Raw genomic sequence first — 13,752 nt, forward strand, 5'->3', positions numbered from 1 at the left:
CGCTATTTTACATCTGGCTAAGTCAGTCGTGTCATCGTGCGCAATACCAGTGGTTTTTTATTGGATGTGGGATGGTATTATTTTGGTATGGTAATTGTCCGGTGATGCGTAAGGCTTCAGTAAGTCTCTGCGTTTAAGGTTGGCACATCATCAGGCGAAGCGGAACCGGTGCCAGACAGGCAGTTGTTAGTATTGCCTGGTCAGAGCCAAGCTGTTCCCGGGCAAAGACCTGCGAATTTTCAGATGCATCAGATGCGATTAATCCAGTTGGAGACAAAAATGACAAACAGCGCAGCAGAAAACGAAACCAAAGCCGAATCCCGTATTTTTCCACCACCAGCTGAATTCGCCGCAAAAGCTGCGATTTCTGGTATGGACGCTTACCACGCTTTATGCCGTGAAGCCGAACAAGACTATGAGGGCTTCTGGGGCAGGCTGGCACGTGAAAATCTGCACTGGCAACGGCCTTTCGAAACCACGCTGGACGAGTCGAATGCACCTTTGTACCAGTGGTTCCCGGATGGTTTGATGAATGTGTCTTACAACTGTCTGGATGTGAATCTGGACAATGGCAATGCAGAGAAAGTCGCATTGATATTCGAAGCCGATGGTGGCGAAGTCACCAAAGTCACTTACCGTGAACTGCATCAAAAGGTCTGTCAGTTCGCCAATGGTTTGAAGTCGCTGGGTATCAGCAAGGGTGACCGGGTGGTGATCTACATGCCTATGTCAGTCGAAGGTGTGGTCGCAATGCAGGCTTGTGCACGTATCGGTGCAACTCATTCCGTCGTATTCGGTGGCTTTTCTGCGAAATCTCTGCAAGAACGCATCGTAGACGTAGGTGCGGTGGCGGTGATTACCGCCGATGAGCAGGTCAGGGGTGGCAAGCATTTACCGCTGAAGGCGATCGTCGATGAGGCGCTGGCGCTGGGTGAGTGCGAAAAGGTCAGGAATGTGGTGATTTACCGTCGTACCGGTGGCGCTATTCAGTTACAGGCAGGGCGGGACCTGTGGATGCATGAGCTGGTGGCGACCCAGGATGTAGTCTGCGAGCCGGAATGGGTCAGCGCCGAACATCCGCTGTTCATCCTGTATACCTCGGGCTCAACCGGCAAGCCAAAAGGCGTGCAGCATTCGTCTGGTGGCTACCTGCTGTGGGCAAAGCTGACCATGAAATGGACTTTCGATATCAAGCCGGACGATGTGTTCTGGTGTACGGCTGATATCGGCTGGGTGACCGGGCACACTTATATCACTTATGGCCCGCTGGCGATGGGTGCGACCGAAATCGTGTTTGAAGGCATACCGACTTTCCCGAATGCCGGACGCTTCTGGTCCATGATAGAGAAACACAAGGCCAGTATTTTCTATACCGCGCCGACGGCGATACGATCACTGATTAAAGCGGCCGACGCTGATGCCGCTGTGCATCCGGACCGCTATGACTTGTCCAGCCTGCGTTTGCTGGGTTCGGTCGGCGAGCCTATCAACCCCGAAGCCTGGATGTGGTATTACAAAAATATAGGACGCAATGTTTGTCCTATCGTCGATACCTTCTGGCAAACCGAAACCGGAGGTCACATGATGACACCGTTGCCGGGCGCGACGCCGCTGGTCCCCGGTTCCTGCACGCTGCCTTTACCCGGCATTATGGCCGCCATCGTGGATGAAACCGGCAATGAATTGCCAAACGGGCAGGGCGGTATTCTGGTGGTTAAACGTCCATGGCCTTCCATGATACGTACCATCTGGGGTGATCCTGAGCGCTTTAAGAAAAGCTATTTCCCGGAAGAGTTTGGTGGCAAGGTCTATCTGGCAGGTGATGGCGCGATCCGTAACAAAGATACCGGTTACTTCACCATTACCGGCCGTATTGATGACGTGCTGAACGTGTCTGGTCACCGTATGGGCACGATGGAGATTGAGTCAGCACTGGTTGCGAATCCGCTGGTAGCCGAAGCTGCTGTAGTTGGTAAGCCGGACGATACGACGGGTGAAGCGATCTGTGCATTTGTGGTATTGAAACGCGCTCGTCCTACCGGTGATGAAGCCAAGCAGATAGCAACAGAATTGCGCAACTGGGTTGCCAAGGAAATCGGGCCGATTGCGAAGCCAAAAGAAATCCGCTTTGGTGACAATCTGCCTAAGACACGTTCCGGAAAAATCATGCGCCGCCTGTTGCGTGTACTCGCTAAAGGCGAGGCAATCACGCAAGACGTTTCTACACTGGAAAATCCGGCAATTCTGGACCAGCTCAAACAGGCGCAGTAAGCTGATTTGTACACGGCACCTCTACGGTGCCGTGCTTCTGATTCAGGTTCGATTCAGGTTTGATTAAGGTATTCAGGCTCGCAATGAGCCTGTTTTTTTTGCCTGCATTCAGCCAAAATCAGCGATTATTCCTTGCCATCATCATGATGCGCTCGAACAGGTGTACATCCTGTTCATTTTTCAGCAAAGCACCGTGTAGTGGCGGGACGGAAGCCTTGTTGTCCTTGCTGCGCAAGGCTTCGGCCGGGATATCCTCAGCCAGTAAGAGCTTGAGCCAGTCGATCAGCTCAGAGGTGGAAGGCTTCTTCTTCAGGCCGGCAATCTCGCGGACTTCATAGAAAGTTTGCAGTGCCTGACTCAGCAAATCCCCTTTCAGATTTGGGAAGTGCACATCGACGATTTGCTGCATGGTTTCTTTGTCAGGGAATTTGATGTAGTGGAAGAAGCAGCGGCGCAGGAAGGCATCCGGCAATTCTTTTTCGTTATTGGATGTGATGATCACCAGCGGACGATGTCGTGCTCTGACCATTTCACGTGTCTCATACACATAAAACTCCATGCGATCCAGTTCGCGCAGTAAGTCATTGGGAAATTCAATGTCTGCTTTGTCGATTTCATCAATCAGCAACACCACTGGCTGTTCGGCGGTAAATGCCTGCCACAACACGCCTTTGACGATGTAGTTATGGATATCTTTGACACGTTCATCACCGAGTTGTGAGTCGCGCAGGCGTGAAACTGCATCATATTCATACAAGCCTTGCTGCGCCTTGGTGGTAGATTTGATATGCCATTGCATCAGAGGCATACCTAATGCAGCTGCGACTTCCTCCGCCAGCATGGTTTTGCCTGTACCAGGCTCGCCCTTGATCAGCAGCGGGCGTTGCAGGCGTAAAGCGGCATTCACGGCCAGTTTCAAATCATCGGTGGCGACATAATTTTCGGCACCATCGAAGCGTAAGCTAGTTGTATCTTGCGTCATAGTCAGTGTTGGTAAGGTTGAGCCCGGAGTCTGAGTATAAGCGAGATTCCGGCAATCTGTGAACGCCTGTTCTATTTTTGGCTGTTCAAAAGAGTTATTCCTATCCAAGGAGAGACGCAAGATGTTTCTTGTGCAGTTGCAACATAAAAAGTGTGGGAAATAGACCGCATTTCGCATGTTTTTCATCTGGAGTTTGATGTGCATCATATAGAATGATGTGCAACATCAACATGTAGTAAGACTGATGCAAATCCGTTGCTGTGGTCTGAGACAGCCCGTCGTGTCTTCAAGATTTGTTCGCATACACTGAGTTTTGCAGAGCTTATGGGTCATTTTCTTTGTTCCAACCGTACTAATCTATTGTTCCTATGAAAAAACTGTTCGCACTCCTCGCTGTTGCGAGTCTCGCCCAAGCTGCGGCAGCAGCGGAAGTAGTTGGAAATGCTAAAGACGCTGCCGACAAAAAGATTGCCATGTGCATAGGTTGCCATGCGATACCCGGTTATAAAGCCAGTTATCCGGAAGTGTTTCAGGTACCTAAAATCGGTGGTCAGTCTGCCAAATACCTGGAAGCAGCGCTGAAAGCCTATCAGAAAGGTGAGCGCAAAAATCCCTCTATGCGTGGTATCGCGGGTAGCCTGACTGATCAGGATATCGCCGATCTGGCCGCTTATTATTCACAACAAAAATAAGAACAGGAGTCAGCATGAAAGTAATCAACGGTGTTGTTCTGTCCCTGGCGATGTTGAGCGCGACTGCGCAGGCTGCGGGGAATGTCGAAGCAGGTAAAGCAGCGACAGAAAAATTTAACTGTGCCTCATGTCATGGGAAAGACTTTAATTCTCCGATTGATCCGGCCTATCCTAAAATCGCTGGCCAACACAAAGATTATCTGGAACATGCCTTGAAAGCCTACCAGCGCGGCGATGGTCCGAACGGACGCACGAATGCAATCATGGGTGGACAGGCCAAGGCCTTGAGTGCAGCGGATATTGCCAATATTTCCGCCTATTTATCCAGCCTGCCGGGTACATTGGTACTGAAGAAATAAGCGGCGAAGAATAAAAATGCCACGGTGTGACATCGCACCGTGGCATTTTTTTATGCTGAATCTGACTTGAGCTCAGCGGCAGCGTTTCTGTACCGCTTCTATGTAGGCTTGTCCATCTGGCGGCAGACCTGAGCGTTGGGAATTCCAGATCATCTCGCCCAGGCATTCCATGATTTGATGGTGTGCCTCGTGTTCGGAATTGTAGCGCTGTGCCAGTTGGCGTGCCGCGCCCTGAATGCCACGCGGCTGATCGACAGAAATCTGCTCACTGATTGATAAGTGCATGGATAGGTGCAGGAAGGGATTGGTTTGACCCTGATCCACGCTGTAATTGGCCTGCAAAGCCGCTTCGACATCAGTCAGTGCCTGGTCGTATTCAGGATGTTGTTGTATCCAGTCGGCAGCAATTCCTTCCAGCGGTGTCAGAATTTCTTTTGCATGCATTTTTCTGAATGTTTCGCAGAAAAAACGGCGGACATCATCCTGACTGGGGTTGAACATACGGCTTCCTGAATATGAGCGTTGGAAAAAGCCGCTTATTGTAGGGTAAAAACGGTGCGCTGGCTGCCCTGTCTTTAGCTGTCATTGCAGGCAGAGTCGTTTAAACTCAGCGCATATGCCGATTTCGCCAGGTGGAGTGCACACGAGCTCAGTATCTTCGTTTATCATGCGGCAAGTTTTTCCCTCGTTTTCCAGAAAAGGAATCATCATGTTAAGTACAGAAGCTCAGCAAACCTTATTTACCAACGCACGTACCCATAATGGCTGGCAGGATAAGCCTGTGAGCGACGCAATATTGCATGAACTGTATGAGCTGATGAAATGGGCGCCCACTTCTGCCAATGCTTCCCCGGCGCGCATCGTATTTGTGAAGTCCGAAGAACAAAAATCTGCCTTGCTCGCTTGCATGGCGGAGGGAAATCTGGAGAAAACCAAAACTGCGCCGGTAACCGCAATTATCGGTATGGATATGGCATTTTATGATCAGCTGCCACAATTGTTTCCACACGCGGATGCACGTTCCTGGTTTGTCGGCAATCAGGCACTGATAGAAGCGACAGCCTTCCGTAACTCCTCCTTGCAAGGCGCATATCTGATGCTGGCTGCGCGTACCCTGGGTCTGGACTGTGGTCCGATGTCAGGTTTTGATGCCGATAAAGTCAATGCGACTTTCTTTGCTGGTAGCGAAGTTAAAGTGAATTTCATCTGCAATCTTGGCTATGGCGACGCCAGTAAATTACATGCACGTGGTCCACGTCTGAGTTTTGAACAGGCTTGCCGTATCGTCTGATTGCTGAGCGGGCAGTTGCTTCCTTTGCCCGCTAACAAGGCTCAAAGAACGTCCTTACACCTTTTCAGGTAAGGGCGTTTTTTCTTTGAAATCGCATAAATCTGCGATCATACAATTCCAACATTTAGGTTTGCGGGCGATGCAGGTATAGCGCCCATGCAGTATCAGCCAGTGATGTGCATCCAGCCTGAATTCTTTGGGAACAAATTTCATTAGCTTTTGTTCGACGATATCCACGTTTTTGCCCGGTGCAATCCCGGTCCGGTTGGATACCCGGAAAATATGGGTATCGACCGCAATGGTGGGCTGGCCGAAAGCCGTATTCAGAACCACGTTGGCAGTTTTCCGGCCCACGCCAGGCAAGGCTTCCAGTGCTTCACGCTGCTGAGGCACCTGACCTTGATGCTCGCGTAGCAGGATCTCGCAGGTCGCGATCACGTTTTTTGCCTTGGTTTTGTATAAGCCTATGGTCTGGATGTAAGGCATCAAACCGTCTACCCCTAAGCGCAGCAAAGTCTCGGGTGTATTAGCAATCGGATACAGTTTGCGGGTTGCTTTGTTGACCGATACGTCTGTAGCCTGAGCGGACAACAAAACCGCGATCAGTAATTCAAATGGCGTGTTGTATTCGAGTTCCGTGGTTGGATGTGGATTTTCCTGTTGCAGACGCTGGAAAATCAGCTGGCGTTTTTCTGCATTCATGCGCCTTGTCCTTTTTCAGCTTCCAGTTTTTTCAGGCGTGCGCGTTCGATTGCGGCAGCAATGATCGCCTTCTTTCTGTCTTTGCTGGCTTGCTCTTCCGCTGTGACGGCAGCTTCTGCTTCCAGCGCTTGTAGTTTGGCGGCGGCTTTAGCTGCCAGTCTTTGTTCGTTTTCGTATTTCTCACGCTGCAGCCGCACAGTACGGCTGTCATAGGCGGTTTTGGCCTGACTGGCTTGTTGTTCGCTCCAGGCTGACCAGCCGGTTTTTCCTGGCGTGACGGAGATCATGGAAATACAATCTACCGGGCAGGGCGCGACACACAAATCGCAGCCGGTACACAATTCCGGTATCACGGTATGCATTTGTTTGGCTGCACCGACGATAGCATCGACCGGACAGGCTTGTATGCATAAGGTGCAGCCTATGCAATAGGCTTCTTCAATCACTGCGACTGGTCGTTCACGTTCTGTACCGTGCTCAGGATTCAAAGGGATGGTGGCCAGTCCGAGTGCATCAGCCAGCAAGGCAATACCCTGTTCGCCACCGGGTGGGCATTGATTATGACTGGCGTTGCCAGCAGCCATTGCCACTGCATAATCGTGACAAGACGGATAGCCACATTTAGTACATTGGGTTTGCGGTAACAGTGCTTCAAGTTGTGTAGCAAGTGAGACGGATGCAGGAGAGGGCACAGGAAGAACTCAATAGGAAAAATCAGGGTCGGCTTGCCACTCAGGAAGCAAGCGCCAAAACTGAGATTATCCCCTGATTCAGCGCGACTCACAAACAAAAACGCCACCTCGCGGCGGCGTTTTTGTGTTCATTGGCGATTAGCCGTGCTTGCGGATGAATTCACCGATTTTCGGGCATATCATTTCACGCCAGCGGCGGCCTGAAAATATGCCGTAGTGACCACAACCAGGCGCTACGTAATCCTGTTTCATACTGGCTGGAATGCTGCTGCATAAATCATGGGCTGCCTGGGTCTGACCAGGGCCGGAAATGTCGTCCAGTTCGCCTTCGACTGTGAACAGCGCGACCGTCTTGATATCCTGTGGCCTGACCAGCTTGCCTTCGACTTCCCAGGTGCCTTTAGGCAGACGGAATTCCTGGAACACAGTCTTGATCGTTTCCAGATAGTAGTCGGCTGGCATATCGAGGACGGCATTGTATTCATCATAGAATTTACGATGCTGCTCGGCTGAATCATCATCACCTTTGATCAGGTGCTGATAGTAATCCCAGTGGCTTTGCGCATGGCGGTCAGGGTTCATTGCGACAAAACCGGCATGTTGTAAAAAGCCTGGATAGACCTTGCGTCCATAGCCAGGATAGTTAGCCGGTACGTTGTAAATCACCGTATTCTCAAACCACGAGAATTTCTTTTCAGTCGCCAGATTATTGACTTCCGTCGGTGATTTGCGCGGATCAATCGGGCCGCCCATCATCGTCATGGTTTTTGGTAGCTTAGGATCGTTGGCACTAGCCATCAGTGCTATCGCGGCCAGCACCGGTACCGTAGGCTGGCAGACTGAGATTACATGCACGTCCGGGCCCAGCAAGCGGATGAAATCCTGAACATAGTAAATGTAGTCGTGCAGATGGAAGCTGCCTTCAGACAGCGGCACCATGCGCGCGTCGGTCCAGTCTGTGATGTAGACATCGTGATCCGGCAGCAATCCGCGCACGGTATCGCGCAGCAGGGTGGCATGATGTCCCGATAAAGGGGCGACCAGCAACACAGTCGGCTGCTTGATCTTCGCCAGCTCCTTATCGTTCAAGACCTTTTTAAAGTGCAGCAGTTTGCAAAAAGGTCGGATCACAGCGGTGGTTTGTGTGATTTCTACAACTTGTTTGCCTATGGTCGTCGAAGTAATGCCAAACTCTGGTTTCTCATAATCTTTTCCAAGGCGAAACAAAAGTTCGTAGCCAGCAGCGATACGCTGAGAATAGGGCGTATGGGCCAGTGGTGAGACCGGATTGGTAAACAACTTGGAGGAGGCTTCAGCCCACTGGGTTAAAGGGTTCAGAAATGCGCGGTTCAATTCATGAAATTGGTAGAGCATAGTGACTTCTTTCTGATAAAAAGACAGGCAGTTCCCTGGGGCGTGACTAAGGTAGTGTTATTTTTGGCAACAGAAAAATGGAATTCCAATAGAGCTTTCCATCTATTGTATTGCATCGCATCATAAACCAGTTTAGTCCGTTTTGCTCCTGTGCTTGGAATTCAATGTGAAGTCGGTGCAAATTTATGTTAAAAAATTGGCTTAAAAATAATAAGTTGCGGGCTACAATGTGATGCAGGGTAAATGTGTCATTGATAAGGATATAGGGCATAGCAGAATGACTAGTGACTTCGATCAGACGGAAATTCAATGGCGAGAACAGTGTTTTGTTGCATTTGATTTAATGCGTGATTCGCCTGAAGTGGGCCGCTTGATTGCCAAGAGCTTACGTACGGAAGCCCGTGAAAAGCGTCGTCCGGTACTGGGTGGACTGGCCGAAATCCTGTATGCGTTTGCCGATTTTTTTGACGGTAAGCTGCATCTGGCAGAGCCTGAGTTTGAGCGCACTGCGACCATGTTTGAGCTGATCGGCGATAGCGAAGGCCTGGCCTTCTCTTTGCTGGGCACCGTTGCCGTATGGCGCCGCCACGGGCGCGCTGAGCAAGCGTATTCCCTTTGCCATTCGCGTATCCTGCCGATTTTGCCTGAGGGTGATCACAGGCTGACTGTGCTGGTACTGAATATCCTCGGTACGCTGTCGCAGGAGTTGGGCTACACCGAAGAGGCGATCAGGCATTTTTATAACGCGCTTGAGCAAGCCAAACGGCTGCAAATTTCAAATCGCGTGTCGCAGATACTGGCCAATCTGGGTGAAATTTTCTACATCAGCGGTAATGCCGAGGATGCCGAGGTTTTGCTGGAGGAAGCGCGTGAAATTGCGGTAGATTCCGATGAAAAATGGCTGGCTCCCTTTATCTCAACCATGCTGGCGCTGTGTTATCTGGCATTGGAAAAATATGATGATGCCTATTTGAGTGTGGCAAACTACATCAGCGAAGGCAGTGCCCATCATACCGATAATTCCAGCCGTGCTTTTTGCCTGTCCGTTGCCGCTTACACGCTGGCAGCACGCGGACAACTGACTGAAGCAGATCATCTCAACAGCATTGCGATGTCGCTGCTCGATACCTATGAAGATAAGCCGCTCAAGCCCTATAGCTGGTGGGTGAATGGTTATCTGCACCGTTGTCACCAGCGCTTTCCTGAGGCGATCTCAGACTTGCGACGCGCAATTGACAGTGTTGGCGACAAGGGTTATGTCTACATGCCGCTGCGGGCGATGCGCGAATTGATAGAGATTTTCGGTGAGACTGGGCAGTGGGAAGAGGGGTATCAGGAGCAGCAGCGCTATATGACATTGTTTGTCAAAGCCCAGGGTTTGGCAACCCGTGTGCATGTACAGACTTTACATATCGGGCATGAATTGAAAGAGGCGGAACTGGCGCGCCGGCTGGCTGAAGAGGCTTATGCTGAGCGCCAGGCGCTGGATGACGAGTTGCAGCGCATACTCGCAGAACGCGAAACCATACTGGAAAATTCTATAGTCGGCATGGTTTTTCTGAATAACGAGGGCAGAGTGCAATGGGCGAACAAACCCCTGTGTCAGATTTTTGGGGTGGACAGACACGCTGTGCTCGGCGCTTCGCTGGAGCCATTTTATACCTCGCGTGATGCCTATCATGCCTCAGGCGCTGCTGTCAGTGAGGCGGTATTGCGCGGTGAGGCCTATGAGAGTGAATTGCAAATGCGGCGCGCCGATGGCAGCTTGTTTTGGGTCCACTTTTCAGGGCGTGCAGTGGATCAGAACCGGCTCACGATGGGTACCGTCTGGGTCGTGATGGATATCACGGAACGTAAGCGTCTGGAAACCCAGTTACAGGAAAGTATGGCGGAACAATTGCGTCTGCGAACGCTACAGATGCAGGCTGAACTCAAGGAAGCAGAGCGCGCAAGGATACACGCCGAAGAGGCAACCGCCGCTAAATCTATGTTCCTCGCCAATATGAGTCATGAAATCCGTACTCCCATGAATGCCATCATAGGGATGGCGCATCTGGCCTTGCGTACTGATCTCGATGATAAGCAAAGAGACTATGTAGAGAAAATCCATCATGCCGGCATGTCTTTGCTCGGCATTGTGAATGACATTCTGGATTTTTCTAAAGTGGAAGCGGGTAAGCTCAGCATCGAGCATATCGACTTCAATCTGAATGAGGTGCTGGAAAACATCACCCTGATGACGGCCGACCGCGCTTACGAAAAAAATCTGGAATTCATATTGCATGTACCGAAGGAGATACCTCGGCTATTAAGAGGCGACTCGCTGCGGCTTGGTCAGGTCTTAATTAATCTGATTAACAATGCCATCAAATTCACCGATGCGGGTGAAGTCTTTATGTCTTGCCGTGTCGCAGAGAGCAAGGCCTGGCGCGTTAAGCTGGAATTTGAGGTCAGTGATACCGGTATTGGCATGTCGGAAGAGCAGACTCAACGTTTATTTCAGCCTTTCAGTCAGGCTGATGAGTCGACCACGCGCCGTTTTGGCGGAACCGGTCTGGGTTTATCGATTTCCAAGCGTTTGATAGAACTGATGGGTGGTGAGATTTCTCTCAATAGCGATATGGGTGTGGGCACAACAGTGCGTTTCCATACCTGGTTTGATTTGCCTGAAAAAAGACTGGCGCTGGCGCCAGCGGTGATGACGAATCCTGCACTCAAAGTATTGATCGTTGATGATAATCGCAAAGCTGCTCAGGTACTGAGTGAAGAACTGGCAATTCTGACGCCAAATTGCGAGAGTGTGCATAGTGCGACGGCTGCGATGCAGGCGATAGAGCTGGCGGATCATGCCACACCATTTGATCTGGTGTTTGTGGATTTGCGTATGCCGGAACTGGATGGGCTGAGTCTGATCAGTTTGCTTAAGAACGTCAAAAATTTGCGCAGCATGCCGAAATTTATTTTGCTGGGTGTTCATGCGCGCGAAGAGGCCAGCTTCCGCACCGATACAGTCTTGCCTGATGCTTTCATGCGTAAGCCGGTCAATGCTTCTATTCTGAGGCAATGCCTGGATAATCTGATGCTCATAGAGCACGAGCCAAATATCAGTCGCAGTCAGCAGGCAGTGCCACAATTTCCGGGTTTGCGCGTATTGCTGGTGGAAGATAATGAAGTCAATCAGCAGATCGCGCGTGAACTGATGGAGGCAGCTGCGATAGATGTCAGCCTGGTCGCTAATGGTCGTGAAGCGGTCGATCTGGTGTTGCGCCACCCACCCGAACATTTTGGGATGGTATTCATGGACGTACAGATGCCGGAAATGGATGGGCACGAAGCGACCAGACTGATACGCCTCAATCCGGCTTATGCCGATTTGCCTATCGTTGCCATGACGGCGCATGCGATGGCGGAAGAACGTGCCCATTGCCTGCGCTCGGGCATGGATGCGCATGTGACCAAGCCGGTGGATCCTCAGTCCTTGTATAACACGATACGACAATGGTGCCAGCCTGAAACGCATACGCTTGCCGTGCCACCGGCATCCCCTGCGGCACAGACAGCGCGGCTGCAAATTGATCATATTGATGTGGAGGAGGGACTCAGACGTGCATTGGGTAGCCAGGAGTTGTACCGCGACTTACTGGGGCGTTTTTGTGAAAGTCAGAAAAATGCAGTGACTGATGCCAGGGATGCCTATATCGCAGGTGAGACAGCAATTGCAGAACGCCTGATTCATACCCTGAAAGGCGTGGCAGCACTGATCTCGGCCAAAGCTATGCGCAAGAGTGCTGAACAACTGGAGCATAGTATCCGTGGCGCTGTGTCAGCACGCGAAATCATCTTGCGGTTTGATGCCTGTCAGCAAGAGCTGAGTCAGACCACCGCAGCGATAGAGGCTGCGTTGAAATCGGATCTGGATGCCGCCTCATTGCCGGGTACGGATGCAAAATTAGATAGGGCAGCGATGCAGGCCTTGTTGCAGCGTAGCGAAGCATTGTTAGCTGAATACGATGGTGAGGCCGTGGAATTATTGAAGGATGCCAGTGAACAGTTGCTGCTTGCATTTGGTCAGGAAGTACATCAACAACTGATGCGCGCCTTACGCCAGTTTGAATTTGATGCAGCATTGAGCATAGTGCGGGAGGCGGCACTGAATCACGGCTATACCCGGAATCCACATGTTGAGCAATAAGGTGCCGGGCAGGTGATGCCTGACTGGCGCGGACACGCAAACCCATGAATGAGCCTAGCGATGCTTGATTCTTACGAAAATGCCAGTCGGCCTACAGTATTGGTGGTGGATGATACGCCGGATAATCTGTCTCTGCTATCGAATCTCTTGCGGGAGTTGTATCGCGTTAAAATCGCGACCAGTGGTGCCAAGGCATTGCAGATAGCGCAGACCCAACCGCAGCCGGATCTGATCCTGCTCGATGTCATGATGCCTGACATGGATGGCTATGAGACCTGTCGTTTGCTCAAGCGGGACGCGCGTACTGTTGAGATTCCAGTGATTTTTCTGACTGCGAAAAATCAGGTGCATGATGAGGAGCTGGGTTTACGTCTGGGCGCTGTTGATTACATCAGTAAGCCCGTCAGTCCCCCGGTGATGATAGCGCGTGTCGCGACCCAGTTTCGTTTACTCAAGGCGCAGCAGCAATTGCGTATGCAAAACCAGCAGTTACAGTTGCTGGTGACTGAGAAAACAGAAAAACTTAATCAGCTTCAGCAGGCGATTATCATAGGCCTGGCTTCTTTAAGTGAATCGGGTGACGCCGCCAAACTTAATCATTTAAGGCGTACCCAGGAATATTTGCGTGTTCTGGCTCAGCGCTTGCGCCAGCATCCGGATTTTGCGAGGCAGCTCAACGATGAGGCGATCAGTCTGATGGCGCAAGCGGCACCCTTACATGATATAGGGCGCATACAACTGCCCGACTGGATACTTGAAAAACGTGGTAAATGGGGTGAGGCTGAGCTGGCGCTGATGCGGCAGCATACTGTGTTTGGGCGCGAAGCCATAGAGATCGTGGAGACGTGTTTTGGCGGTACCCATGACTTCTTGCGCTTCGCGCGTGAAATCGCGTATTCACATCAGGAAAAATGGGATGGCAGTGGCTACCCGCAGCAGCTCAGCGGCGAGGCTATTCCGCTGGCAGCCAGACTGATGAGTGTGGCTGATGTGTACGATGCACTGATTTCAGATTACGAGTATGAGCCAGCCCGACAGCATCAGGAAGCGCTGGAGATTCTGCGCGCATCATCGGGTTCGCACTTCGATCCGCGCATCGTGCATGCATTTTGTGAAGTGTCTGATGAAATCTATCGGATCACTCAGCGTTTTCCGGTGCAGGCGGCGCCTGAGCAGATGCAGATGGCCTTGTAATTG

Annotated in this window: 11 protein-coding genes; 6 read left to right on the forward strand and 5 right to left on the reverse strand. The window is 51.2% G+C overall.

What is annotated here, in order from left to right; genetic code table 11:
- Positions 1 to 279: 279 nt before the first annotated feature.
- The gene (gene acs, locus EYB48_RS10535) at positions 280 to 2,271 is read left to right on the forward strand and encodes an acetate--CoA ligase (protein ID WP_162020284.1); all 1,992 of its coding nucleotides are present in this window, start codon (positions 280 to 282) and stop codon (positions 2,269 to 2,271) included.
- Between the two features lie 118 nt (positions 2,272 to 2,389).
- Here acs and EYB48_RS10540 read toward each other — a convergent pair whose 3' ends face one another.
- Positions 2,390 to 3,253, reverse strand: a complete 864-nt coding sequence (locus tag EYB48_RS10540; RefSeq protein ID WP_162020285.1) for an AAA family ATPase — start codon at positions 3,251 to 3,253, stop codon at positions 2,390 to 2,392.
- A gap of 368 nt (positions 3,254 to 3,621) precedes the next feature.
- On the opposite strand from EYB48_RS10540, the gene EYB48_RS10545 reads away from it, so the two are divergent.
- Both EYB48_RS10545 and EYB48_RS10550 read left to right on the forward strand, forming a co-directional pair.
- Entirely contained in the window at positions 3,622 to 3,945 is a 324-nt protein-coding gene (locus EYB48_RS10545) for a c-type cytochrome (RefSeq protein ID WP_162020286.1), read from the forward strand.
- 14 nt (positions 3,946 to 3,959) lie between these two features.
- Entirely contained in the window at positions 3,960 to 4,304 is a 345-nt protein-coding gene (locus EYB48_RS10550) for a c-type cytochrome (RefSeq protein WP_162020287.1), read from the forward strand.
- A 72-nt stretch (positions 4,305 to 4,376) separates the two neighbouring features.
- Here the strand turns inward: EYB48_RS10550 and EYB48_RS10555 are convergent, their stop codons facing one another.
- On the reverse strand, positions 4,377 to 4,805 hold the full coding sequence (locus EYB48_RS10555; RefSeq protein ID WP_162020288.1) for a DUF1841 family protein: 429 nt from the start codon (positions 4,803 to 4,805) through the stop codon (positions 4,377 to 4,379).
- A gap of 205 nt (positions 4,806 to 5,010) precedes the next feature.
- Between EYB48_RS10555 and EYB48_RS10560 the strand changes: the two genes are divergently transcribed.
- The gene (locus EYB48_RS10560) at positions 5,011 to 5,595 is read left to right on the forward strand and encodes a malonic semialdehyde reductase (RefSeq protein ID WP_408058287.1); all 585 of its coding nucleotides are present in this window, start codon (positions 5,011 to 5,013) and stop codon (positions 5,593 to 5,595) included.
- Positions 5,596 to 5,649: 54 nt separating this feature from the next.
- Here the strand turns inward: EYB48_RS10560 and nth are convergent, their stop codons facing one another.
- The 3 genes from nth to EYB48_RS10575 all read right to left on the reverse strand — a co-directional run bounded on the left by nth (position 5,650) and on the right by EYB48_RS10575 (position 8,363).
- A complete protein-coding gene (gene nth, locus EYB48_RS10565; protein WP_162020290.1) occupies positions 5,650 to 6,297 on the reverse strand; it encodes an endonuclease III in 648 nt (215 codons plus the stop codon).
- Positions 6,294 to 6,989, reverse strand: a complete 696-nt coding sequence (gene rsxB / locus EYB48_RS10570; RefSeq protein WP_162020291.1) for an electron transport complex subunit RsxB — start codon at positions 6,987 to 6,989, stop codon at positions 6,294 to 6,296. The genes nth and rsxB overlap by 4 nt, the downstream gene beginning before the upstream one ends.
- A 138-nt stretch (positions 6,990 to 7,127) precedes the next feature.
- Complete coding sequence (locus EYB48_RS10575) at positions 7,128 to 8,363, reverse strand: polyhydroxyalkanoate depolymerase (protein WP_162020292.1); 1,236 nt, start codon at positions 8,361 to 8,363, stop codon at positions 7,128 to 7,130.
- A gap of 277 nt (positions 8,364 to 8,640) precedes the next feature.
- Here EYB48_RS10575 and EYB48_RS10580 point away from each other — a divergent pair, with 277 nt between their 5' ends.
- Together EYB48_RS10580 and EYB48_RS10585 are read left to right on the forward strand one after the other, a co-directional pair.
- On the forward strand, positions 8,641 to 12,555 hold the full coding sequence (locus EYB48_RS10580; protein ID WP_235935025.1) for a response regulator: 3,915 nt from the start codon (positions 8,641 to 8,643) through the stop codon (positions 12,553 to 12,555).
- Positions 12,556 to 12,615: 60 nt separating this feature from the next.
- On the forward strand, positions 12,616 to 13,749 hold the full coding sequence (locus EYB48_RS10585) for an HD domain-containing phosphohydrolase (protein ID WP_235935026.1): 1,134 nt from the start codon (positions 12,616 to 12,618) through the stop codon (positions 13,747 to 13,749).
- The last annotated feature ends 3 nt before the right edge of the window (positions 13,750 to 13,752 follow it).

The sequence above is a fragment of the Cognatundibacterium crateris genome (assembly GCF_010078235.1).
GTDB lineage: Bacteria > Pseudomonadota > Gammaproteobacteria > Burkholderiales > Burkholderiaceae_D > Undibacterium > Undibacterium crateris.